We start from the raw sequence: 24,074 nt of genomic DNA on the forward strand, positions 1-24,074 counted from the left end.
CCGCAGCCAGACCCTCAGCACAATGCCCGCCTCCCCCAGCACACAGTTCCCGCGGGGTGGAGCAGCCCGGTAGCTCGTCAGGCTCATAACCTGAAGGCCGCAGGTTCAAATCCTGCCCCCGCAACCAAATATAATGCCCCCGCCCGCGTATGCCGGCGGGGGTTTTGCTGTTGGCGGCCGGGACAGCAGCAGGCCGGGTGCCGCTCAGCGCTCCGCTCGGCGGCCGGGACCGCGGCCTCACCCCAGAGGCGCCGTCCGGTACAGAAGCACCTTGATACCACCGTGCAGCACCGGCGCGCCGGTGGGCAGGAAGGGCAGGTCCGTCACCTTGGCCAGGGCCGGTTCATTGGTGATGATGCCGGCCCGCCAGCCGTGGAAACGCTCGCGCAGCACCTTGCCCAGGCTGCCGTACAGGGCATAGAGCTGCTTGGTGTCGCCGATGCGCCCGCCGTAGGGCGGGTTGACAATGACCAGCCCCGGGGGCCCGTCGGGTGGCACCAGATCGCTGATGGCTTGGCGCTGGAAGTCCGTCCATTCCGCCACACCGGCCCGTGCCGCGTTGTCCTGGCTCATCTTGACGGCGCCGGCGTCGCGGTCGCTGCCGTGGAAGCGCATGGGCGGCGGCGTGACATCCCCTGCGGCCTTCAACGCTTCCCAGGCGGCGGCATCGAACCCCGCCAGCTTCTCGAAGGCGAAGGACCGGGAGCGGCCGGGCTTGAGGCCGGCCGCGATTTCCGCCGCTTCGATCACGAAGGTGCCTGAGCCACACATGGGGTCGACCACCGTTTCCTTGCCGTCATAGCCGCACTGGCGCAGGAACAAGGCGGCCATGGTCTCCCGCATCGGGGCCTTGTTCACCGCCTCTTTATGACCGCGCTTGTGCAATGACTCGCCCGACGTGTCGATGCTGAAGGTGCAGAGGTCGTCGTCGATGCGGGTCTTGATGACGATCTCGGCATCGTCCGCGACGGGGGCGCCCAATTCCTCCGCTATGGCGCGGGTGATGCGCTCCGCCGCCGCACCGGCGTGATAGATGCGGGACTTGGTGCAACTGGCCTCCACCTTCACCGGCACGTCGACCCGCAGGAAGTCCGCCCAAGGGAAGCGGCGGGCGCGCTTGTCCAACTGCGCCAGGTGCAGGGCGCGGAAGGAGCCGATGCGCACCAGCACGCGGGTGGCGCCGCGCAGTTCCAGGTTGGCGCGCCACACCTCCGTCCAGCCGCCGCGGGTGCTGACGCCGCCCTTGCCGGCCTGCGGGTCGGTGAAGCCGGCCGCCGTCATCTCCGCGCACAGCGCGGATTCCAGGCCCGGGGTGGTCACCACGTAGATGTCAAAGTCGTCGCGCTCGTCCATGCGCCTTGATATCGCGCCGCGCCTGAAGCGGCGAGGGCTTTCTCGCCATGGCTTGCGTGCGGGCGGGGAGGTTCATGGCCGGGACGGCCCGACCCAGGGGACCCGCGCCGCGTCAGGGCCCGGATCATCCCTGCTCCCCGTCCAGGCCACATAGCCATCGGGGCGGATCAGCACGCGGGCTGGAGCGGGGACCTGGCCAAGCACGGGCAATTCCCACGGTCCGTCATAGGTGGCGTTTATCCTCTGGAGCCAGCCGTTCCATGGGCCGTCCCCGGGGCCGACCCGAGAGCCGTCCCGGGAGGCGAGGTCGACGCCGTCGCCCGGTTCAAGGGTGAGGAGCACTGGTCGCGCCTGGTGCAGATAGGTATAGAGCCGGCGCGGGCCATCGGCCGTGACGAGGTCGAGGTCGGGCATGCGGCGCCCCAGCAGCGGATGGCCCTCACCCAGGTCATAATGGACGGCCAAGCCGGACATGTGCGCGGCGATATGCTTGCGCGGCGCCTCCATGGCCATGAATTCCGAGATGAGCTGGCCCAGGGCCTTGGAGCGGTCATCCTGGCGCTGCAGCGCCACGGTGGCCATGGTGGTGAGCAGCACCCGTGCCGCCACCGGGTGCCGTTCGCGATGATAGGTGTCAAGCAGGGTGGCAGGTGCCATCCCTTTGACCACCTGGGCCAGCTTCCAGCCCAGGTTCACCGCGTCCTGCACCCCGATGTTCAGGCCTTGCCCGCCCATGGGCGGGTGGACATGCGCCGCGTCGCCGGCCAGCAGCACCCGCCGGTCGCGGTAGGCGGCGGCCTGCCGCGCCATGTCGGTGAACCGGGAAATCCATGTCGGGCTGTGGATGCCGTAATCGGTGCCGTAAATGGCGATCAGCGCCTTCCGGACATCGTCCAGCGTGGGTTGTCCGCCGGATTGAAAGTTCCGCTCGGTCAGGACGATGCGGACACGGCCGGCATCCTCCATCTTGCCCAGCCCGTGGGTTCCGGTGGCGTCGGCGCGAAAGCCCCATGCCGGCTCCTCCGCCCACTGGGCCTCGGCGATCAGCCAGCTCTTGGTCGCGTCCCAGCCGGGGAATTCGATGCCAGCCCTTTTGCGGATGAGGCTGCGCCCACCGTCGCAGCCGACAAGATACCCGGCCCGCACCGGCCCACCATCGGACAGCGCTATATCGACGCCATCCTCGTCCTGGGTGAAGTCCATGACCGAACGCCCCCGCAGGATGGTGACGCCGAGTTCGCCGGCCCAGTCGGCCAGCAAGCCCTCGATATGGTTCTGGGACAGGGCCAGGAAGTACCGGTGGCGGGTGGGGAAGTCGCTGAGATCCAGGGTGGGGCCGTGGAAATGACCCACCGGATGGGTTTGCCCCCGTGCCAGGAAGCGGTTGGCGATGCCGCGCTGGTCCAGCACCTCGATGGTGCGGATGTGCAGGCCGCCGGCCCGCATTCCCGCCAGATCCTGGTTGGGGCGGCGCTCGACCACGATCGCGCCGACGCCCGCCAAGGCCAGTTCGGCGGCCAGCATCAGCCCCGTGGGGCCGCCGCCGGCGATGACCACCGCATGATCCTGTCGCATGCCCTTATCCATCCGCCCGGCCTCCTTGTTTCAGAGGGCCGGACTTTATGAATTGGCGAGGCGATCAGGCAATTCTTGAACTCAACTCTTTCAACGCCATCTATAAGTTGAGCGGGGCCATTGGCCGCCACCCGCCCTTCCGTCACATCGCCGGCCGCCGCTGGGGAGCCTGGAGCAGCGCGATCAGGCAACGCGCCGCCGCGCGCCGCGCCTCTTCCTCGGTGATCGAGGCTGCCGCCGGGTCCGTTCGCCGCCGCATCGCCAGCCAGCTGATCGCTTCGATACCGGAACGAGCCAAGGCTTCCGCCGGTCCATCGCCGTCATAGCGCCGGCCGAACCAGGTCACGATGTCGGCCAGGTAAGGTGCTCGGTACTGCTGGGTGAAGGCCGTTTTCAGGCTGGGGATGTCGTTGGCGGTACGGTCGAAGAGGACGATCAGGCGCCAGGTGGCGGCCAGGAAGTCATACAGTTCGGTCGCGATCCCCTCCGCCTCGTGCTCAAGCGAATACACCGGTGAGGGATGGTCCAGGGCCGCCCGCAGCGCCGGCCAGCGCGGCCAGGAGTGGACGATGGCCTCGATCGACAGGACGGTTTCCGCGAGATCGCTCACCGCCACCGGCAGGGGCAAGCCCCCCAGCGGTGTGCCGGCGGCGTGCAGCGCCGCGATATGGAACAGGGCTTCCTTGCTCTCGACATAGCGATAGGCGGCGGAGGGCGACATGCCCAATTCCGCCCCGATATCCGACATCTGGGTCAGGCGGAAGCCGCGTTGGGTGAAACAATGCAACCCGGCCTCGGCGATCTCACTGAGCGGGCGTAATCCCAGCCGGCTCGATCTACGCATGTCCCACGTCTCCGTTCCACGTCTTCGTCCCGGGGCTCCGTTCCCATGGCCGGCCCCCCCATGGACGGCGCCGTGTCGACCCTGGCGGGAACGGGCATATCAAGCCGGCGGCTGCGGAGAATAGCTGATGGTTCCCCGCGCGTCCTTCATGAACGTGCCAAGCCCTTATAGCACCAGCGAAAAGCAAGCGACGGCCGGGCACCGCGCCACGGAGCTTGCCAGCGCACCATCATGAGTGTATCAGTGATTCACTCAATTAGTTAATCTGCGACGGTGTGACGAAGGTGATTCTGAAACGCATGGTCCTGGCCGGCCTCCTATGGGCTGGTGTGCCCGCTGCGCACGCCGCCCCTGTGACCGCCCCTGTGGCGGCCCCTGTGGGGCTGACTTATCGCGAGGTTTCCTTGGCCAGCGCCGCAGCGCGGCGAAGCGACCACCGCCCTGTGCTGCCGGTCACGGTCTGGTATCCGGCGGCGGCGGGAACGGCGCAGGAAGAAGTGGACGTCGGGCCGCCGGGCCAGGCGTTGCTGGTCGGCGGGCCGGCGGCCATCAACGCCGTGCCGGCGCCCGGGGCGCACCCGGTCGTCCTGTTGTCCCCTGGGTTTGGCGGCAGCGCCGAGGATCTGTCCTGGCTGGGGGGAGGATTGGCGGAGCGCGGCTTCATCGTCATTGGCGTCAGCCATCCCGGCAACAACGCGCTGGACCGCACCCCAGTGGGCGGGACCGCCTGGTGGGAGCGGCCGCGCGACCTGATCGCCGCCGCGCGCGCCATGGCCACCGATCCGGCGCTGGGCCCGCACCTCGACATGGGGCATGTCGGCGCGGCCGGCTTTTCCATGGGGGGCATGACGGCGCTGGCCCTGGGTGGCGCCGTCATCGATCCCGGACATTTCGATGATTTCTGTGCGGCCAAGCCGGCGGACCAGGTCTGCGACACCGCCCCGGAAACACCGGACGCCCCGCATGTCACCCAGCGCGACGGCATCCACCGGCTGGGCTTGGACCAGGCGGCCGCCCGGGCATCGGAAGGGGCCGCCTTTCCAGGTCTGCGCGCCATCCTGGCCATCGCGCCGCCCGTACAGATGCTGTCGCCGGAAAGCCTGGGCCGCGTCACCGCCCGCACCACCCTGGTGGTTGGGGACAGTGATCCGCTGGTGCCCGCCGCCACAGAGGCGGGGGTGGCGGCGCGCTTGGTCAAGGACGCGCGATTGGTGATGGTGCCGGGGGCGGCCCACTACAGCTTCGTGGGCGTGTGCACCCCCCGTGGCCGGACGGTGCTCAACCTTTGTGAGCGGGCGCCAGAGGCGGAGCGTGCCCATGCGATCGCCTTGGCGGAGGCGCTTCGCCTGTTCCAAGGCACGCTTTCACCGGATGGGCGGCCCTAACTGGCCCTTTCGCCTGGATGGCACCCATCACATCCTGTGGTGGCGGTTGGCCTACCTCGCCAATTCTTAACGACAATAAATCCCGGGAGGAATTATATGCAGAGCGGTCGCAGAGACTTCCTGAAGCTCGGCGGCGGCACCTTGGCCCTGCTGGCCTTGCCGCACCCCCTGGTGGCCGCGACGGCGGCCAACCCGCCCATCATCGATGTCCACCTGCATGCCTATCCGGCGTCGATGCGCTTCGAGAATCCCATCGTCAATCCCATCACCGGGGCCAAGAGCCCCATCAAGACCGGGGCCGACCACCTGACAGCCTGTCTGGCGGAGATGACGCGCCTGAACGTGGTCCGGGGCGTGGTCAGTGGCGGCGACGGCGACCGACTGCAGGCGGCCGTGGACTGGCGCGACCGGGATGCCGGCCGCATCCTGGTGGGCGCTGGCATCCGCGGATCAGCGGACACGCCCCTGCCGCCGCTGAAGGACCTACGCAAGCTGCATGCCCAGGGCAAGCTTCAGGTGCTGGGGGAACTGACCTCCCAATATGCCGGCCTGCCGTTGAGCGACCCGCAGTACGACCCCTACCTGTCCCTGGCGGAAGAGCTGGACATTCCGGTGGCCCTGCACACCGGCACCATGCCCGAGGGCACCACCTTCGACCCCTGTTGCCGTACCGCCCGGGCCCGTTTCGGCAATCCCGAATACGTCGAGGAGGCGCTGAACAAACATCCCAAGCTGCGCCTGAACCTCATGCATTGTGGTTGGCCCTACCTGGAAGACACCATGGCCATGCTGATGCTGTATCCCAATGTCTATGCGGATACGGGGGCCATCGACTGGCTGCTGCCGCGCCCGGCCTTCAATGATTATCTGAAGGCCCTGGTCGATGCCGGCTTCGGCAAGCGCATCATGTTCGGCACGGACCAGATGTATTGGCCGGACGCCATCGGCCTGGCCGTCGACCGCATCAAGTCGGCCCCCTTCCTGACGGAGGAGCAGAGGCGGGACATCTTCTACAACAATGCCGTCCGCTTCTACAAACTGGGCTGAGGGGTTCGCGTCGACAGCCGCCGGACCGCCCGTCCGGCGGCTTTGCCGCGTCGATAGCTTGCCGGCGGCTGTATCGTATCAGTAACTCAGCGTCACGGAGACGTGGCTGAGTTCGCCTTTGTCCGTGGCGCCCGGCAGCTTGCGCAGCTGCCAGCCGTAGGCGAACTTCACGGTCAGGTAGGTGCCGTAGGTGTAGCCCAGGCCTACGCCGGTGCTGGCCAGGGTGACGTTGTCGCTCTCGCCGGCCGGGATGTTGCGGTTCCACAGGCTGCCATAATCGAAGAAGGCAAGCAGTTGCAGCGCGTCGTCGGGGCCGCGCTGCACCAGCTTGAAGGCGCGGCTGCGTAGCTCGGTGCTGATCAGCACGCCCTGGTCGCCGTTCACCGCCCGCTCGTCATAGCCGCGCAGGATGTCGGCGCCGCCGGCGCCCAACTGTTCGGTATCCAGCAAGGCGCGGTTGCTCAGCTGCCCCACCACGCGGGTGGCCCACACCGCGTCATCCGGCAGTTTGATCAGTCGGTTCAGCTCACTGCGGACATAGAGATAGTCGGCCTTGGCGCCCAGGCGGCCGGACTGGTTGTCGCCTGGCTGGAAGGCGGCGTTGGTGTTGTCGCCGGTCAGGCCGCCCGGGCTCCACACCAGGGTATTGCTCCACCCCGTGCTGCCCCAGGCGTCCCCCAGGGTGGCGTTGTAATTGGCGGAGAACTGGTTGATCTCCGTCGCCGTGCGCGAGATTTGGACGCCGCCGAAGGCCAGGTTGTTGTTGGTGGTCTTGAAGTCGTAGCCGAATTCCAGCTGGTGGGCGAAATCCGGCGTCCGCGCCAAGGGGATTTGATAGCGCAGGCTGGCTTGGCCGCTCTTGCCCACCAGGCCGAAATCGTTGCCCACGTTGGGCACGCTTTCCTCATAACTGCCGAAGATCATCAGGCGGTCCTGCCAGGGCAAGGGTGCCAGCCAGCTGAGGGAATGACCGACGAAGGACGCGTTTCGCCCGCCCGGTCGGTCGTGCCAGAAGTCGTTGCTGGTGGTCAGCTGGTAGGACAGCTGCTCATCCTGCCAGAAGGCGTTGCCCCAGTTGAAACCCAAGTTCCAGCGGTCGCGGCCTGTGCTGGGCGCGCCGCTGTTGTCATAGCCGGCGTAGACGCGCAGGGGCAAGCGGTCACGGGTGGACAGCACCAGGTCGGTGGTGCCCGGCGCGGTACCGGGCCGATAGACCAAGTCAACTTGGCGGAAGGGGTTCTCGTTCAGGCCATTGACCTCGCGCAGCAGGCGTTCCCCCTCCACCCGGTCGCCCGGGCCGGCACTGATGTGGCGGGTCAGCAGGGCGCTGTCGAACCACTCGTTGCCCTCGGCCGCCACTTGGCCCACCGTGAATTCGCGCACCACCACCTGCACGGTGCCGTTGTCGATGTCCTGCTCCGGTACCAGCACGTCGACCAGCGGGTGGTCGTTGTCGCGGTAGAAGGCGACGATGCGGCGGGCCAGCTCATTCAGATCCGCCAGGCGCAGGGGCTTGCCGATGTAAGCCTCCGCGAGGGGGCGGAAGCCGGGGCGGTCCAGGATGTCGATGCCGCCGGTATCCACACCGGTGACGGTGCTGCCCTGAGGCTTCACCGCGGCCGGCGTGGGCACGAAGGCCAAACCCTTGAGCTGGGGCAGGATCACCCGGTCTGACTCGGGCGCGGGGGCGGCCGGCATGGGCGGCTGCGGCGCCTGGTCCGCCGGCGCCTTGGCGGGAGGCTCCTTGGGCGCGATGCGCTCATAGCTTTGCGCCTGCGCCCGCACGGACGTCAGCGACAGGCCGGCCAGGAGCAGGGCGGTAAGAACGCGTGCCGGGGGGACGGGCATGGAATTCCTGGGCATGGGGGCGGTCGTGGAAGTATGGAGGGCGGGCGAGGGGGCGGTGGGGACGGTCATGGCGCGGCGTCAGCGCCACCGCTTGGCGATTTCGAACTCCGTCTCATCCGTCCCGTCCTGGTGGGCGGCGGAGAAGGTGGAGGTGTTGGTGATCGTGCCGCTGGCCGTGGCGGGGGGCGCCAGGTAGATGACACGGTAATTGCCCTGCGAGTAGTCCGACCCCACCAGCGGCTGGGTGGGGGTGAAGGGCACCTTGCCGGAGGGCTGATCCACGAAATGGGTGGAGGACGGCACCTCGGGCACCACCACAGGTGTTGACGTGTCCGCCTGCACCGTCAGGGTGCCGGCGACGTAGGTGATGAGGTAATTGCCGGACGTGAGGCCGCCGGGCGTGATCGTGTAGGTGCCGGCCGCCGTCCCGCCCCCGTTGTAGACCAGGCTGCCGCCCAGGACGGCGGCCGTTTCGCCATTGACGAAGCCGCTGTACCGGGCGCTGTAGGCCGGCGTGCCGCCGAAGGCGATGGTGACGTCGTTGGCGGTGACGGTCAGCGGCGCGCGGTTCACCGTCAGGGTGCCGGCGACGTAGCTGATGTCGTAGTTGGCGGCGGTGAGGCCGCCGGGGGTGAGGGTATAGCTGCCGGCGTTGGTGCCCGCGCCGCCGATGGCCAGGCTGCCGCCCAGGACGGCGGTGGTGTCGCCGTTGACGAAGCCACTGTAGCTGGCGCCCAGGCTGGGCGTCTGGCCATAGGTGACGGTGGCGTTGTTGGCGGTGACGGTGAGGGCCGCCTTGTTCACCGTCAGGGTGCCGGCGACGTAGCTGATGTCGTAGTTGGCGGCGGTGAGGCCGCCGGGGGTGAGGGTGTAGCTGCCGGCATTGGTGCCCGCGCCGCCGATGGCCAGGCTGCCGCCCAGGACGGCGGTGGTGTCGCCGTTGACGAAGCCGCTGTAGCTGGCGCCCAGGCTGGGCGTCTGGCCATAGGTGACGGTGGCGTTGTTGGCGGTGACGGTGAGGGCCGCCTTGTTCACCGTCAGGGTGCCGGCGACGTAGCTGATGTCGTAGTTGGCGGCGGTGAGGCCGCCGGGGGTGAGGGTGTAGCTGCCGGCGTTGGTGCCCGCCCCGCCGATGGCCAGGCTGCCGCCCAGGACGGCGGCGGTTTCGCCATTGACGAAGCCGCTGTAGCTGGCGCCCAGGCTGGGCGTCTGGCCATAGGTGACGGTGGCGTTGTTGGCGGTGACGGTGAGGGCCGCCTTGTTCACCGTCAAGGTACCGGCGACGTAGCTGATGTCGTAGTTGGCGGCGGTGAGGCCGCCGGGGGTGAGGGTGTAGCTGCCGGCGTTGGTTCCGGCGCCGCCGATGGCCAGGCTGCCGCCCAGGACGGCGGTGGTGTCGCCGTTGACGAAGCCGCTGTAGCTGGCGCCCAGGCTGGGCGTCTGGCCATAGGTGACGGTGGCGTTGTTGGCGGTGACGGTGAGGGCCGCCTTGTTCACCGTCAGGGTACCGGCGATGTAGCTGATGTCGTAGTTGGCGGCGGTGAGCCCGCCGGGGGTGAGGGTGTAGCTGCCGGCATTGGTGCCCGCGCCGCCGATGGCCAGGCTGCCGCCCAGGACGGCGGCGGTGTCGCCGTTGACGAAGCCACTGTAGCTGGCGCCCAGGCTGGGCGTCTGGCCATAGGTGACGGTGGTGTTGTTGGCGGTGACGGTGAGGGCCGCCTTGTTCACCGTCAGGGTGCCGGCGACGTAGCTGATGTCGTAGTTGGCGGCGGTGAGGCCGCCGGGGGTGAGGGTGTAGCTGCCGGCATTGGTGCCCGCGCCGCCGATGGCCAGGCTGCCGCCCAGGACGGCGGCGGTGTCGCCGTTGACGAAGCCGCTGTAGCTGGCGCCCAGGCTGGGCGTTTGGCCATAGGTGACGGTGGCGTTGTTGGCGGTGACGGTGAGGGCCGCCTTGTTCACCGTCAGGGTACCGGCGACATAGCTGATGTCGTAGTTGGCGGCGGTGAGGCCGCCGGGGGTGAGGGTGTAGCTGCCGGCGTTGGTGCCCGCGCCGCCGATGGCCAGGCTGCCGCCCAGGACGGCGGCGGTGTCGCCGTTGACGAAGCCGCTGTAGCTGGCGCCCAGGCTGGGCGTCTGGCCATAGGTGACGGTGGCGTTGTTGGCGGTGACGGTGAGGGCCGCCTTGTTCACCGTCAGGGTGCCGGCGACATAGCTGATGGCCGAACCGTCGGTGGTGGTGGCGCCGCTGGCCATGATGGTGTAGCCACCGACGGTGGCGCCACCGCCGGCCCCGGTGGAGGTGAGCGTGGGGGCGGTGCCGAGGCTGGCGCCGCCCAGATAGGCGTGCGCCACGCCGGCCGCGCCACCGGACAGGGTGTAGCTCAGCGCGCCGCTGACGTCCTGGCCGTAGGTCTTGCTCGCGTCGCTGGCCGTGATGACCAGGGTGGGCTGTTCCGCGAAGACATAGCGGTTGCCGCTGGCGGTGACGGCGCCGGAGGCCAGGGTGCGGTTCCACAGGGCGGTGTTGCCGCTGTCCAGATTACCGAAGGTGTCGCCGGCCGAGGTGGCGGAATAGACCAGCCAGCGGCCGCTGACGGCGGTGATGGCGCTGGCGCCGGCGGCGTTGATGAAGGCGCCGGTGGTCGACAGGGTGACGGCGTCGCCGGTGGCCTGGCTGGTGACCGCGTTGGCCAAGGTCAGCGTTCCGCTGGTGGTGATGGTCACGCCACCGGTGGCGGTGATGCCGCTGACGCCGCCGGCGGTGCCGATGGTCAGGGCGCCGGCGTTGGTGAGGGCCATGGCGCCCCCGGCGATGGCCGCCAGGGTGCCGACGCTGTTGGCCTGGGTCAGGGTGATGGCACCGCCGGCGTTCAGGCCCAGGCTGCCCACGGTGATGGTGGCGCCGCTGGCCTGGGTGATGGTGCCGCCGGCCTCCAGCACCAGGGTGCTGGCATGGGCCGGGGCGATGGCGGCGCTGATGACGATGTCGCCGGACACGGGCGGATCCACCACCAGCGTGCCGGCGGTGACGCGGTCCAACTCCGCCGCCGACAGCTCCAGCGTGCCGCTGGTGGCATCGCTGGTGCTACCCAGGTCGACGGTCCAGCCGCTGGTGACGGGGGCCAGGGTGACGGTGCCGGTCGCGGTCACGCTGCCGGTCAGGTTTACGCGATCGGCGGTCAGGGTGACGCCGGTGCCGGTAATCCCGCTGGAGATGGTCATCAGGCTGCCGGCGCCTGACGTCAGGGCGATGGTGGTGCCGCTGACGCCGCTGGTGCCGCCCACCGTGCCGATGGTCAGGGCGCCGGTGGTGACGACGGTCACGGCGCCGGTGGCGCTGGCGGCCAGGGTGCCGACGCTGTTGGCCTGGTCCAGGGTTATGGCGCCGCCGGCGGTGAGCCCCAGGGTGCCGACGGTCAGGGTGCTGCCGCTGGTCTGCGCGATGGCGCCGGTGGCCGTCAGGTTCAGCGTGCTGACCGTGCTGGGCGCGATGGCCCCGCTTATGGTGATGCCGGCGCCGGAAATCGTCAGGCTGCTGGCGGTGATGCGGTTCAGTTCGGCGGAGGACAGTTCCAGGGTGCTGGCCGTGGCATCGCCGGTGCTGCCCAGGTCGACGTTCCAGCCACTGGTGGTGGCGGTGCCCAACTGGACGGTGCCGCCGCTGGTGGCGCTGACCGTGCTGGCCAGGGCCATGCGGTCGGCCGTCAGCGTGACACCGGTGCCGCCGCTGACGGCCTGGCTTACCGTCAGCAGGCTACCGGCCCCAGCCGTCAGTTGCACCGCGGTGGTGGCGGTGACGCCGTTCAGGCCGTCGACCGTGCCCACAGTCAGGGCGCCACTGTCCTTGAAGCTGACGCTGCCGGCGCTGGTGCTGGCCGCCAAGGTGCCGACGCTGTTGGTGGCGGTGGCCAGGCCGATGTCGCCGGCGGCGCGCACGGCCAGGCTGGTGGCGGTGATGGTGGCGCCGCTGGATTGGGTGATGGCGCCCCCCGTCGCGAGGGAGAGTGTGGTGACGTTAGTGGGCGCGATGGCCCCGGCAATGGTGTAGCCGGCCGTCTCGCTGATGTCCGTGCGGCCGATAACCAAGGTGCCCGCGGTGACGCCGTTGATGCCGGCGGCGCTCAGCACGTCCGCGCCCGTCACGCTGCCGCTCAGGGCCAGGGCGCGGTCGGCGGACTGCTGGCGCAGGATCACGGTGCCGGTGGTGGTGATGGTGGGCGCCGCCCCGCTGGACAGGGCGAAATCGTCGCTGGTCAGCGTGATGGCGCCGGTCTGCGTGCCACTGCCGATGCTGGCGGCCGTGCTGGTGCCGTCGCCCAGCACCAGGCCAGCACCGGTGGTGCCGCTGCCCGCCAGGGCGATGGCGCCGCTGGTGGTGCTGAGCGTTTCGCCGTAGAGCCGCAGGCCGGTGCCGCCCGTGCCCGTCCCGGTCAGGGTGATGCCGCCGGTGGTGGCGGTCACGCCGCCGCCGTTGACCAGCAGGCCGGTATTGCCGCCAGGGCCGGCCGCCGCCGTGCCGGTCAGGGTGATGTCCCCCGCCGCCGTTTGCAGCGTGCCGTCCACCAGTTGGATGCCGACATGCGCACCGGCGGCGGTGCTGGTCGTGGCGCTGCCGGTCAGCGCCAGGGTGCCGGTGCCGGTCGTGGTGAGGCTGCTGTTGGTCAGCACGATGCCGGACGAGGTGCCGGTGACGCTGGCCTGTCCATCGCCCTTCAGGACGGCGTTGCCCCCCTCCAGGCTGATGGCGCTGTTGGTGATGCTGATGGCGGCGTCGTCGGTGGCGCTGTTCCCTGTACTGTGGGCGTTGCCGGCGGTCGTGGGGTCGCTGACGACGGCGCCCCCCACCAGGGCCAAGGTGCCACCCTTGGTCAGGATATTGACGCGGCTGAGGGTGATGCCACCGGCGCCGCTGCTGTCGCTGTCGGCGTACAGGGACAGGTCCAGCCCGGCGCCGACGATACCGTTGACGGTGATGGCACTGGACGTGCCCTGCAGGGTGACGTTGTTGCCGGCCACCAGCGTCAGGGTGCTGGCGCCGCTGCCGCTGCCGACGGCCAGGCTGGTGTCGGTGATGGTCAGGTCGCCACCAGCCGTCAGGGTCAGGGCGCCGCCCGCCGCCAGGGTGGCGGTATTGGTCGGGGTCGCCACCGTCAGGTTGCCGCCGGCGGTCAGGCTGTTGCTGCCCGTGCCGCTTAGGGTCAGGCCGTCGTAGCTGGTGCCACCGGCGGTCACGCTGTCCACGGTGACGGCGCCGGAGGTGACCACGCTGAACGTGGCGCCGTTGGCGGTGAAATGCGTGACGGCGTTGCCCGCGTTGGTCAGGGTGTAGCTGCCACCCTCCAGCGCCAGGCCGCCGGCGCTGATCGCCTGGGTCTGGGTGACGCTGGTGTTGGCGCCGGTGAAGCCCAGGCCGCCGGTCAGGGTGATGCCGTTGGTGGAGCCCACGGTGCCCACCGCCAGGGCGCCGCCGGATCCGACCAGGATCGAACCGGTGTTGGCCGCCAGCGTGCCGATGTTGTTGATGCTGTTGCCGCCGGACAGGCTGCCCAATTGCCAGACGCCACCGCTGCCCGTCAGCAGCAGGCTGGGCGTGGTGATGGCGGCCGACTGCGTGCTGGTGCCGGTGCTGGCCAGCGTCAGGGTGCCCGTGCCGCTCAGCGTCACGGCATTGTCGATGGTGATCGCGGCGCTGCCGGCCTCGATATCCAGATTGGCATTGGCGGCCAGCGTGATGGTGCCGCCCGACACGGTGTAGAGCAGGCTGGAATCGATGCCGGACGGCCGGGCGCTGGCCAGCGCGCTGGTGCTGGCGGCCGGGCCGTCGCTGGTCATCTGCACGGTATTGCCCAGCACCGACAGGCCGGTGGTGGTGCCGCCGCTGGTGGTCAGGTGGACGGCGTTGCCCAGCGTCGTGTTGCCCAGCGCCGGGTTCAGATAGGCCACCAGGTTGCCGCCGGTGATGGGGCTGCCGTCGGCCAGGATGTAGTAATAGCCGTTGGCCCCGGCGAAGCCGCTGCCCAGGCTGGTGCCGTTGGTCAACGCGCTGACACGGTTGGCGGTGGCGAAGGTGCTGCCGGCGGCGTCGCTGTAGGCCGTGCCGGTGACGATCTGGACGCCGCCCGCGTGTTCCCAGGTGAAGTAGGGCAGGGTGGTGCCGTCGATCATGCCCCAGACGGGCGTGGTGTAGTCCCAGCCGGCACCGGTGAAGGTGCCGCGCGTCTGCATCTGGGCGGTCGTCTTCCCCGTGACGCCGGAGGTGGTGCCGCCCCCCACGCCGACCGACAGGCCGGAGGTTTCGGTGTCATAGAAGCTGTTGCTGGCGGTGCCGATATTGTTGCCGATCAGGCCGCCCCGGGCGGTGGTGCCGGTCAGGGCCAAGGCGCCGATGCTGTAGGTCCGGGCCACTGTGCCGCTGTTGGTGCCCACCAGGCCGCCGGCGGCGGATCCGCTCCTCACCGCGCCCAGCAGGGCCACCTGCGCATAGTCGTCGGCAATGGTGCCGCTACTCGTGCCCACCAGGCCGCCCACGGACTGGGCGCTGCCGGCGGCGGTCATGCGGATGCCGCCCAGGGTGTAGCTGTCCTGGATGGTGCCGTTGCTGTTGCCGACCAGCCCGCCGACATCGGTGCCGCTGGCGGTGATCAGGATGTCCGCCTTGGTGTCCTGCAGCAGGGCGCCGCTGGTGACGCTGCCGATCAGGCCGCCCACGGTGCTGCCGCCCGTGATGCTGCCGGTCACCGTGACATGGCTGATGGCGCCGCCACCGACGTTGCCCGCCAGGGCGCCGACATCGCTGCCGCCGGTGATGGAGACGGTGCTGAGCGTCAGGTCATGCACATGGGACGTGCCGCTCAGGGCGCCGAACAGCCCGACCTCGGTGCTACCGGGTGTGTTGATGGTCAGGCCGCTGATGGTATGGCCGCCGCCATTGAAGGTGCCGGCGAAGCTGTCGATGGGGGAGAAGCCGCCGCTGCCCCACGCCCCGCCGGTGGCGGACAGGGCGCCGCCCAGGTCGATGTCGTTGGCCAGGGTGTAGCCGATACTTGGATTGAGGTTCACCAACTGCAGCTGATGGGCCGACCGCAGGGTGGCCGACGCCTCCGCCTGCAGCATCGGCCGTGTGGCGCCGTCCACCATGTACCACGTGTTGGTCAGGTCCCAGCCGGCGTTGCTGAACGTGGTGCTGGTGAACCCTTGGGTGCCGGTCATGCCAGTGAAACCAGCCACCGTCTGGCCAGCGCCGCCGGAGACCGAGCCGAAGCTCTGCCCCGTGGTGGTGACGTCCCAGAACGAATTGCTGGCGGTGAACGTCACGGCGCTCAGGCCCACCAGGCCGCCGTTGTAGACGCTGCCGCTGCTGCTGCTGACCCGGCCGCTGGCGTAGCTGTTGGTGATGGTGGTGCCCACCGCCTGGATGATGCCGACCAGCCCGCCTTCTTCCTGAAAGCCGGTGACGGCGCCGGTGGCGTAGGTGTTGGTCAGGCTGGCGCCGAACAGGTTTCCCACCAGCCCGCCGATGACGCTGCCCCCGCCGGTGACGCTGCCGCTGGCGCCGGAGGTGGTGATGTTGCCGGCGGCAAGGCCCGCCAGGCCGCCGACGTCGGTCCAGCCGCTGACGGCGCCCGATGCCCAGGACCGGTCGATGGTGCCGGCGCTTTGCCCCACCAGGCCCCCCACGTACAAGCCGTGGCTGCTGGTGCCCGAACTGCTGACCGTGGCGGTGGACCAACTGTCCGATATGGCGCCGTTGGTGAAACCGACCACACCGCCGATGCTGTCGGCGGTGGCGCTGATCGTGCCCGACATGCCGGCGAAGCGGATGGACCCCGCGGTGGCGCTGCCCACGACACCGCCCACCTGGCTGGCACCGCTGACCGTGCCGGAAACCGTGATGTTGCTGATGGCGGTGCCGCTGGCGGCCCCCACCAGGGCGCCCACATTGTTGCCGCCAGAGACGGAGACGTTGGTGAGCGTCAGGTCGGACAGGCTGCCACCGCTGGTCTGGCTGAACAGGCCCCGGTTGTTTGCCGAGCCCGTCAGGGTCAGGCCGCTGATGGTGTGGTTTCCACCGCTGAAGCTGCCGCTGAAGCTTCCGATGGGGCTGAAGGTGCCGCCGGCCCATATATCGCTGGGGGTGGTGGTCAGCGATGCCAGGTCGATGTCGTTGGCCAGCGTATAGTTGGCGGTCAGCGCCGTGCCGATCAGCTGCAGCTGGTGCGCGGTGTGGATGGTGGTGGAATATTCGCTGCGCAGGAAGGGGCGGGTGCTGCCCGCCACGATGTACCAGGTGTTGGTGAAGTCGAAGCCGGTGTAGCTGCCCTGGGTGCGGGCGGCGGAGGTGGCCAGCCCGGTGACGCCGGTGGCCGCGCTACCTGCGCTGCCGACGGAGGCGGCTTGGCCCGTCGTACCGACGTCCCAATACAGGTCGGTGAAGGTACCGCCGGCATTCAGCCCGATCAGGCCGCCGACCATGGTTGTGTCCGCGCTGCTCACAGCGCCGGAGGCATAGGCGCGGGAGATGGTGACGCTGCCCGCCGTCACGCCGACCAGGCCGCCGACCTCACCGTTGCCGCTGACGGCGCCGGTGGCGTAACTGTCGCTGATGGAACCGTGCAGCAGCGACCCGACCAGGCCGCCGGCGGCGAGGCCTGCGCCGGTGGATACGGTGGCGGCGCTGTAGGAGGTGGTGATACTGGGCGTGCTGCTGCTGCCCAGGACGCCCACCAGGCCGCCTGCCAACCCGACGCTGGTGACGCTGCCGGTGGTGTAGCTGCCGCTGATGGTGCCATCGCTGACGCCGGCCAGAATGCCGACGTCGTTTTGACCGGTGATGCTGGCGTTCACCAAGCCCAGGTTGCTGACGCTGCCGCCCGTTCCAAGATAGCCAAACAGGCCCACACGGCCGTCGTTCGGCCGGCTGATCGTCAGGTTGGCGACGGTGTGCTGCTGGCCGTCCAGGCTGCCCGTGAACCCGCTGCCGCCACTGGCGATGGGGGCGAAGCCGGCGGTGCCCCAGACGCTGGACACGCTGTTGGTGGGCATCGTGATGTCCCGCGCCAGCGTATAAGCCGCCGTGGTGTCCATGGCCATCAGTTGCAGCTGGTGCGGGCTGCTGATGCTGGTGGAATATTCCCACTGGCCCATGGGGCGGGTGACGTCGCCGACGGTGGTCCAGCCGGTGGAGAAGTTCAGGGAGCCATAGGCGCCGGCCTTGAAGGCGTAATTGGCGGCGGCCGCTTGCGCGGGGTCGCTGGTCACGGCCGTGGCGCTGGCCGTGCTGCCGCCCACCACGGCGCCCACGGCCGTCGACTGTCCCGTGCTGAAGCTGTCCCAGTAGCTGGTGGCGATGCTGCCGGCGCTGACGCTGTCGCCGTTGGTGCCCACCAAGCCGCCCACGCTGGTGGCGCTGCCGCTGCTGAGGCTGACGGCGCCGCTGGCCCAACTGGTGGTGATGGGGTTGGCGTTGACGCCCACCAGGCCGCCCACGTTAGTCACACCGCTGACGGCGCCCGTGGCGTAGCTGGTGGCGATGCTGCCGCCCTCGGAGATGCCGATCAGGCCGCCGACGGAATCGTTGCCCGTAACCTTGCCGGTGGCGTAGGCGTTGCTGATACCGGCGCCCTGGCCGGCGCCAATGAAGCCGTTGGTTCCCACCAGGCCGCCAACCCGGCTGGAATCCGGGGCGTAGACGTCGCCCAGGGCATAGACGTTGGTCAGGGCGCCCAGGCGCTGCCAACCGACCAGGCCGCCGACACCGGTGCCGCTGTAGCCTTTGGGAACAGTGATGGCGACGTCGGTCCAGCTGTTGCTGATCGACTGCTGGTCGTCCTGGCCGATCAGGCCGCCGATGAAGTCGCCATAGCCGGTGATGGTGCCGGTGACATAGACGTTGTCGAGGGAACCGCCGCCGTTGGCGCGCCCAACGATGCCGCCCACACGGTTGGAACCGGTGATGTTCACATTCACCAGCCCCAGGTTGCTGACCCTGGGGCCGTTGCCCGTGGGTGTGTCGCCGAACAGCCCGACCGCGACAGTGGTGGGGCGATTGATGGTGAGCCCGGTGACGGTATGGCCCAGGCCGTCGAGCGTGCCGGCGAAGCTGTTGATGGGGATGAATCCGGCGCCGCTGTTCCACGTCCTGGTGATACTGGCGTCGATGTCCCGGCCCAGGGCATAGGTGCCCGAAAGGTTCGACGACAGATTCTGCAGATTGCTGGCGCTGTTCACCAGCATGTAGGCGGTCAGGCTGCCGGAGCCCAGCGTGACGTTGCCGGTATAGCTGGTGGGCGAGGCGTAGCCGCTGGGGTTGTAGTACAGCTTCACCGACCCGCTGCTGCCGCTCATGGCGACGGCGCCGCTGGTGAAGGTGACGGTGCCACTGCCCGTGCCGGTATTGTCGGCCCGCAGGGTGACGTCGCCGGATCCGGCGGTGTGGCTCAGCGTGCCGCCGTTGAAGACGATGTTGCGATAGGCCGACAGCGTCAGGCTGTGGCTGGCGGACCAGGTGACGTTGTTGGCGATGGTGATGTCACCCGCCTGGCTGCCGATGGTGCCGGTGGTGATGGTGACATCGGCCGTGGACAGGGCGTTCTGCAGCGTCGTGGTGTTGATGACGGAGCTGGCGCCCGTGGGGGTGAAGGTGCCGCCGGACTGGCTGCTGTTGAGGTTGCTGCCGGTGCTGATGGTGACGTTTTCCGGGTCCAGCAGCAGCTGGCCGACCCGGCCCAGCGGCGCGGTCAGGTCCACCGTGCCGGTGAAGTCCAGCAGCTTGTGGCTGGACACTTCGGCGAAGCCGCCCTTGCCGGTGCGGGGCCCGCCCTTGGCGCTGAGCGCGCCGGCGAAACGCGTTTCCTGATCCGACCAGACGATGACGCTGCCGCCGTCGCCCCCGGCGCCGGCATCGGCCTTCAGGGTGGCGCCAGCCGCGACGGTCGTCTTCGCCGCCGTGGCCACGGTCTGCTTGACCAGCTTGGTGGCGGCATCGGCGCCGCCCTGGCGGTCGCCGCCCAGCAGGATGGTGCCACCGGCCCCGGAGGTGCCGCTGGCGTCCACGACGGCGCCGGCCTGCACGGCCACCGACTTGGCCGTGGCGATGACGGTGCCGCCCGTGCCGTCGGCGTTGGTCGTTGCCACCGTGCCGGCAAGGGTGACGGTGCCGCCCTGGTCCGTGGCCGCCCCGGTCGATCCGCTGGCCGACAGCCAGATGTGCCCGTCCTTCACCATGGTGCCGGTGGCGCGGATGACGCCGCCGCCGTTGCCGGCCAGGGCGTAGATGTTGCCGCCAGCGGCCTTCAGCTCCGCCTGGGCCGCCGCGATGGCGCCGGTGTTGGTGACGTCACCGCTTCCCCCCGGACCCCCGACTTGAACATAGACCCGTTCGCCGGCGTCCCCGTCCTTCAGCAGCACCTGCTGGCCGGCGGCCAGTCCCACGGTGCCGTTGGGGGCGGTAATGGTGCCGTCGTTGGTGACGCTGCGCGCGATCAGGAAGACGTCGCCGCCGGTGGCGGAGATCTTGCCCAGGTTCTTGACCTCGGCGTCGGTGTCGCCCTTGAACAGCAGGGTGCCGCCGGCCATGAAGGCGTCGTTGGCGATGTCCAGCGTGCTGGCGGTGAAGCTGCCGCCCGTGACCACCACGCCGCTGGCCCCCACCACCACGCCCGCCGGGTTGATGACGTACAGCGTGCCCGTGGCTTTCAGCGTGCCCAGGATGGTGGACAGGTTGCCGCCGGTCACGCGGTTCAGCGTGGCGCCGCTGCCATTGTTGAAGCTGACGGTGCCGCCCTGGCCGATGGAAAAGCTTTTCCAGTCGATGACGGCGCGCTGGCTGCCCTGGTTGACGGTCAGGCTGCCCGGGCCGCTGGTGATGCTGCCCGAGCCCGCCTGGAAGGCGCCGCCCGTGGGCAGGGTGGGGCCGCTGCCGGCCCGCGCCGTTCCGGCGGCCGCCAGCAGGGCCATGGCGGTGCCGGCCAGCAGGGCCTTGCGCCTTCCCTGTCGCGAAGTCCTTGGTGAGAAGATGACATGGCCTTCAGCGCGCGCCGTACCGCCTTGCGGGGCATTCCCCCGCATCCCCATCCCAACCCGAGAACCCATGCTGCCCGCCCCTGGAACCTGTGGCCTGAAACCTCTGGCGTTCCGGTAACAAGGGAGACCATTCGGGGATGACGCTGGTGACGGTTCTGCCTCTGCCGTCGACACTGCGTCACCGGCCCGCCCCGGTTCGCGAATACGCCCGTAGTCGCCTACCCCGTCGGCAGGCGGCTAGCACGGGGACCATAACGCAACCATGGCGCGCATCTCATAGAAATTGTCAGAAGTGTACGGCAGTTATGCTGCCAATGATCCTCAAGTCATTGACGCGATTAGTGGCATACACCCGTAAGGCATACATTGCTTGACGCGACCACGCCCCGCTGGTCGCTGGATGGCGACTTCCAAAGGGGCATCCCATATGGACGCCCGGGGCAGTGGTATTCCCGGTCCCCGCCGCGCAGGCCGGCGAGGATCCGGGGCGGCGCTATTCCAGGCGCAGCTTGGCGACATCGCCGGGCGTGATTCTCGACGGGGCCGCGCCGAAGCGGGCGGTCACATAGTTGGCCACCGCCGCGATCTCCTCATCCGAATAGGCGCCGGAGAAGCCTGGCATATAAGGCCGGCCGGCGACCTGGGGACCCGAACCCTTCAGGATCATCAGGGCGACGTTGGCCGCGCTGGGGTCGTTCACCGCCCGCTTCGCCGTCAGCTGGGCCTCCGCCGAATTGACGCCGGCGCCGCTCCAGGCATGGCAACTGGCGCAGGCGCCTTCGAACATGCGCTTGCCGTCCAGGTTGTCGGCCACGGTGGCGCCATGCTCACGCGGGGCGGAGCCGGCCGGGGCGGGCAGGCTGGTGCGCACCGCCGGCACGCTTTGCAGATAGCTGCGCATCGCCGCGATGTCCGACGGGCTAAGTTTGGAGAAGCTCAACTCCACCGCCTCGCGCATCGGGCCGGAGGCGACGCTCTTGCCCTTGGCGTGGCCATGGGCCAGGTAGGCCTCGATCTGCTCCGCGGACCAGCCGCCGATGCCCGATGGGACGTCGGGAGTGATGTTGTAGGCGTTCCACCCCTCCGCCTGGCCGCCGGCGAACTTGTGCCGGGTGTCCATGGCCTGGAGCGGCGTGCGCGGCGTATGGCATTCGCCGCAATGCGCCGCGCCCTCGACCAGATAGGCGCCCCGGTTCCATTCCGGACCGCGCTCGGCCACCGGCATGAAGCGGTGGTCGGGGTTGAACAGCATGCCCCAGAAGAACATCAGCCAGCGCTGGTTGTACGGGAAGGCGAAGGTGTCGGGCAGGTTCGCTTGCCGCACCGGGGCCAGGGAGAACAGATAGGCCTTGATGGCCAGCACGTCCTCATCCGTCATCAGGGTGTACGACGCATAGGGGAAGGCGGGGTAGAGGCGCCGCCCGCCCGGCGCCACACCCTTGTGCACCGCCTTCAGGAAGTCCGCGTCGCTCCAGCGGCCGATGCCCGTTTCCGCGTCGGGGGTGATGTTGGGGGTGTACAGGGTGCCGAAGGGCAGCTTGAACGGCCGGCCGCCGGCGTAGGGCGTGCCGCCCTCCGCCGTGTGGCAGGCTTGGCAGTCGGCGGCCGCGGTCAGATAGGCGCCCCGTTCCAGCAGGGCGGCGTTGGCCAGTTCCTTGGGCACGCCGGTGGGCGAGGGGCCCTTGAAATCCGCCAGGCCAACCTGATGGCCGCCGGCGAAATCCAATGCGCCGGGCAGAAACACCATCCGGGCCAGCACGGCGGCGCCCGCCACGACAATGACCCCGGCGACCAGCAAGGCCGCCTTCTTCGAGCTACCGCGCATCAGGTCCGCCCTCCCTTGGCCAGCAGTGTCCGGTCTATGGGCATGCGCGTCAGCTGCACGCCGGTGGCGGCATAGATGGCGTTGGCCACGGCGGGCTGCACCGTGGTGGTGCCGGGCTCGCCAATGCCGCCGGGCGCCTCGGTCGAGGGCACGAGGTGCACCTCCACCGCCGGCATCTCATCGATGCGGACGACGCGGTAATCGTGGAAATTGCTCTGCTGCACGCGCCCCTTCTCAAAGGTGATCTGGCCATGCAGGGCGGCGGACAGGCCGAAGACCAGCCCGCCCTGGATTTGCGAGATCACGCCGTCCGGGTTGACCACCATGCCGCAATCCACGGCCGTCACCAGGCGGCGCACCCGCACCGCGCCATCGTCACCCACCGCCACCTCGGCAATGGTGGAGAGGAAGCTGCCGAAGACCGTCTGCAGGCAAATGCCCCGCCCCACCCGCTCGCCCGCCTTGGTGGCCAGGGGAGTGCCCCAGCCGGCACGCTCCGCCGCCGTGTTCAGCACCTGCAGGGCGCGGGGGTTGGCGGTCAGCAAGGCGCGGCGGAAGTCCAGCGGGTCGCTCTTGGCCTCGCGTGCCAGCCGGTCGATGAAGCTTTCGATGCTGAAGATATTGTTGTTGGGCCCCACGCCCCGCCAGAAGCAGGTGGGAACCCCTTGCGGCTCATGGCGGACGTAGTCGACGTGGAAGCCGCCGACGGCATAGGGCTGGTCGGCGGCGCCATCGATGGCGTCGATGTCGATGCCGTCGCTGAACGCCGGGGGCAGCCAGCGGGCGATGACGGCAGGCCCCACGACCTTGTGGCGCCAGGCCACCGGCTTGCCGTTCTCCAGCTTGGCGGACAGCCAGCTGCCGTAGGTGGAGCGGTACATCGCCTTCTGGATGTCCTCCTCCCGCGTCCACACCACCTTCACCGGGCCGTCGACATGGGCGGCGATACGCACCGCCTTGTCGATCATGTCCACCTCCAGCCGCCGGCCGAAGCCGCCGCCCAGCAAATGGTTGTGGACGGTCACCTGCTCGGGCTTCAGGCCGGCGGCTTGCGCCGCCATGGCCTGGGCCTTCGTCATCACCTGGGTGCCTGTCCAGACGGCGCAGGCGCCCGGCCGCAGGTGCACCGTGCAGTTCATCGGTTCCATGGGCGCGTGCGCCAGAAAGGGCAGCTCGTAGCTGGCGCTGATCACGCCGGGGGCACCCGGCTGCGCATCCGCCCCTTCGTTCTTCACGGCCACGCCCGGCTGCTTGGCGGCCTCATGCAGGGCCGCGCGCAGGCTGTCGGTGGACAGCGTGGCGTTGGCCCCCTCGTCCCAGGTGATGGCCACCTTGTCCAGGCCCTTCTTGGCCGCCCACATGTGGTCGCCGACCACGGCCACCAGATCGTCCAGCACGACCACCTGCCGCACGCCCGGCACGGCGCGGGCCTGGGTGTCGTCGACGCTTTTGACCTTGCCGCCCGGCACCGGGCAGCTGGTCAGCGTGGCGAATTTCACCCCCGGCGGCATGGCGTCGATGCCATACTGGGCGGAACCGTTGCCCTTGGCCTCGATGTCCAGACGGGTCTGGGCCTTGCCCAACAGGCGGAAGGTCTTGGGATCCTTCAGCGGTGGATCGGCCGGCGGGGTTAGGCGCGAGGCTGCCGCCGCCAGGTCGCCATAGGACAGGGACCGGCCGCTGGCGGCGTGGAGGACGCTGCCATCGCGGGTCTCGCAACTGGCCGGCGCCACCTGCCAGCGCTTGGCCGCCGCCTCCACCAGCATGGCGCGCGCGGCGGCTCCGGCCTTGCGCATGGGCGTCCAGTAGGCGCGGACGGAGGTGGACCCGCCGGTCGCCTGGATCTTGAAGATGGGGTTGCCGTAAAGCGCGTCGCTGGCGGGTGCCGCCTCCAGCCGGACGGCGGCCAGCGGCAAATCCAGCTCCTCCGCGATCAGCATGGTCAGGGCCGTGTAGATGCCCTGGCCCATTTCCACCTGCGGCATGATCAGGGTGACGGTCCCATCACCGGCGATGCGGATGAAGGCGTCGGGCGCGAACACGGCCGGGGTGTTCTCGCCCGCCACCGCCAGGCGGCCCAGCGGCAGGTCGACGGCCAACAACAGGCCGCCGTAGGCCAGGCCGCGCAGCACGTCGCGGCGGGAGGTGCCGGATATGGAAGGATGCTTGTCCATCA

Annotated in this window: 9 protein-coding genes and 1 tRNA gene; 3 read left to right on the forward strand and 7 right to left on the reverse strand. The window is 69.5% G+C overall.

Going from position 1 to position 24,074, the window contains the following annotated elements; all coding sequences use genetic code 11:
- Positions 1-50: 50 nt before the first annotated feature.
- A tRNA-Met gene (locus tag UAJ10_RS03595) sits at positions 51-127 on the forward strand.
- Between the two features lie 110 nt (positions 128-237).
- Here the strand turns inward: UAJ10_RS03595 and UAJ10_RS03600 are convergent.
- From UAJ10_RS03600 to UAJ10_RS03610, 3 genes are all read right to left on the reverse strand, one after another.
- Positions 238-1,353 (reverse strand): THUMP domain-containing class I SAM-dependent RNA methyltransferase, encoded by a 1,116-nt coding sequence (locus tag UAJ10_RS03600; RefSeq protein WP_322913993.1) that lies wholly within the window; start codon positions 1,351-1,353, stop codon positions 238-240.
- A gap of 72 nt (positions 1,354-1,425) precedes the next feature.
- The gene (locus tag UAJ10_RS03605) at positions 1,426-2,928 is read right to left on the reverse strand and encodes an FAD-dependent monooxygenase (protein WP_322913994.1); all 1,503 of its coding nucleotides are present in this window, start codon (positions 2,926-2,928) and stop codon (positions 1,426-1,428) included.
- A gap of 142 nt (positions 2,929-3,070) precedes the next feature.
- Positions 3,071-3,772, reverse strand: coding sequence for a TetR/AcrR family transcriptional regulator (locus UAJ10_RS03610; protein ID WP_322913995.1), 702 nt, complete (start codon positions 3,770-3,772; stop codon positions 3,071-3,073).
- 404 nt (positions 3,773-4,176) lie between these two features.
- Between UAJ10_RS03610 and UAJ10_RS03615 the strand changes: the two genes are divergently transcribed.
- Positions 4,177-5,157, forward strand: coding sequence for an alpha/beta hydrolase family protein (locus UAJ10_RS03615; RefSeq protein WP_322913996.1), 981 nt, complete (start codon positions 4,177-4,179; stop codon positions 5,155-5,157).
- 96 nt (positions 5,158-5,253) lie between these two features.
- A complete protein-coding gene (locus tag UAJ10_RS03620; protein WP_322913997.1) occupies positions 5,254-6,204 on the forward strand; it encodes an amidohydrolase family protein in 951 nt (316 codons plus the stop codon).
- Positions 6,205-6,282: 78 nt separating this feature from the next.
- Here UAJ10_RS03620 and UAJ10_RS03625 read toward each other — a convergent pair whose 3' ends face one another.
- From UAJ10_RS03625 to UAJ10_RS03640, 4 genes are all read right to left on the reverse strand, one after another.
- Positions 6,283-8,052 (reverse strand): ShlB/FhaC/HecB family hemolysin secretion/activation protein, encoded by a 1,770-nt coding sequence (locus tag UAJ10_RS03625; protein WP_322913998.1) that lies wholly within the window; start codon positions 8,050-8,052, stop codon positions 6,283-6,285.
- A 78-nt stretch (positions 8,053-8,130) separates the two neighbouring features.
- Positions 8,131-20,118 (reverse strand): MBG domain-containing protein, encoded by an 11,988-nt coding sequence (locus UAJ10_RS03630; RefSeq protein ID WP_322913999.1) that lies wholly within the window; start codon positions 20,116-20,118, stop codon positions 8,131-8,133.
- Positions 20,119-20,566: 448 nt separating this feature from the next.
- Positions 20,567-21,898: a cytochrome c gene (locus tag UAJ10_RS03635; protein ID WP_322914000.1), complete on the reverse strand. Its 1,332-nt coding sequence runs from the start codon at positions 21,896-21,898 to the stop codon at positions 20,567-20,569.
- Positions 21,898-24,072 (reverse strand): xanthine dehydrogenase family protein molybdopterin-binding subunit, encoded by a 2,175-nt coding sequence (locus tag UAJ10_RS03640; RefSeq protein WP_322914001.1) that lies wholly within the window; start codon positions 24,070-24,072, stop codon positions 21,898-21,900. The genes UAJ10_RS03635 and UAJ10_RS03640 overlap by 1 nt, the downstream gene beginning before the upstream one ends.
- Positions 24,073-24,074: the final 2 nt, after the last annotated feature.

The sequence above is a fragment of the Nitrospirillum guaranorum genome, from assembly GCF_034653275.1.
GTDB lineage: Bacteria > Pseudomonadota > Alphaproteobacteria > Azospirillales > Azospirillaceae > Nitrospirillum.

Coding starts and splice junctions, on each gene's coding strand:
- UAJ10_RS03625 (WP_322913998.1), bottom strand. CDS start 8,052: ATGCCCGTCCCCCCGGCACGCGTTCTTACCGCCCTGCTCCTGGCCGGC.
- UAJ10_RS03620 (WP_322913997.1), top strand. CDS start 5,254: ATGCAGAGCGGTCGCAGAGACTTCCTGAAGCTCGGCGGCGGCACCTTG.
- UAJ10_RS03630 (WP_322913999.1), bottom strand. CDS start 20,118: ATGCGGGGGAATGCCCCGCAAGGCGGTACGGCGCGCGCTGAAGGCCAT.
- UAJ10_RS03605 (WP_322913994.1), bottom strand. CDS start 2,928: ATGCGACAGGATCATGCGGTGGTCATCGCCGGCGGCGGCCCCACGGGG.
- UAJ10_RS03600 (WP_322913993.1), bottom strand. CDS start 1,353: ATGGACGAGCGCGACGACTTTGACATCTACGTGGTGACCACCCCGGGC.
- UAJ10_RS03610 (WP_322913995.1), bottom strand. CDS start 3,772: ATGCGTAGATCGAGCCGGCTGGGATTACGCCCGCTCAGTGAGATCGCC.
- UAJ10_RS03640 (WP_322914001.1), bottom strand. CDS start 24,072: ATGGACAAGCATCCTTCCATATCCGGCACCTCCCGCCGCGACGTGCTG.
- UAJ10_RS03635 (WP_322914000.1), bottom strand. CDS start 21,898: ATGCGCGGTAGCTCGAAGAAGGCGGCCTTGCTGGTCGCCGGGGTCATT.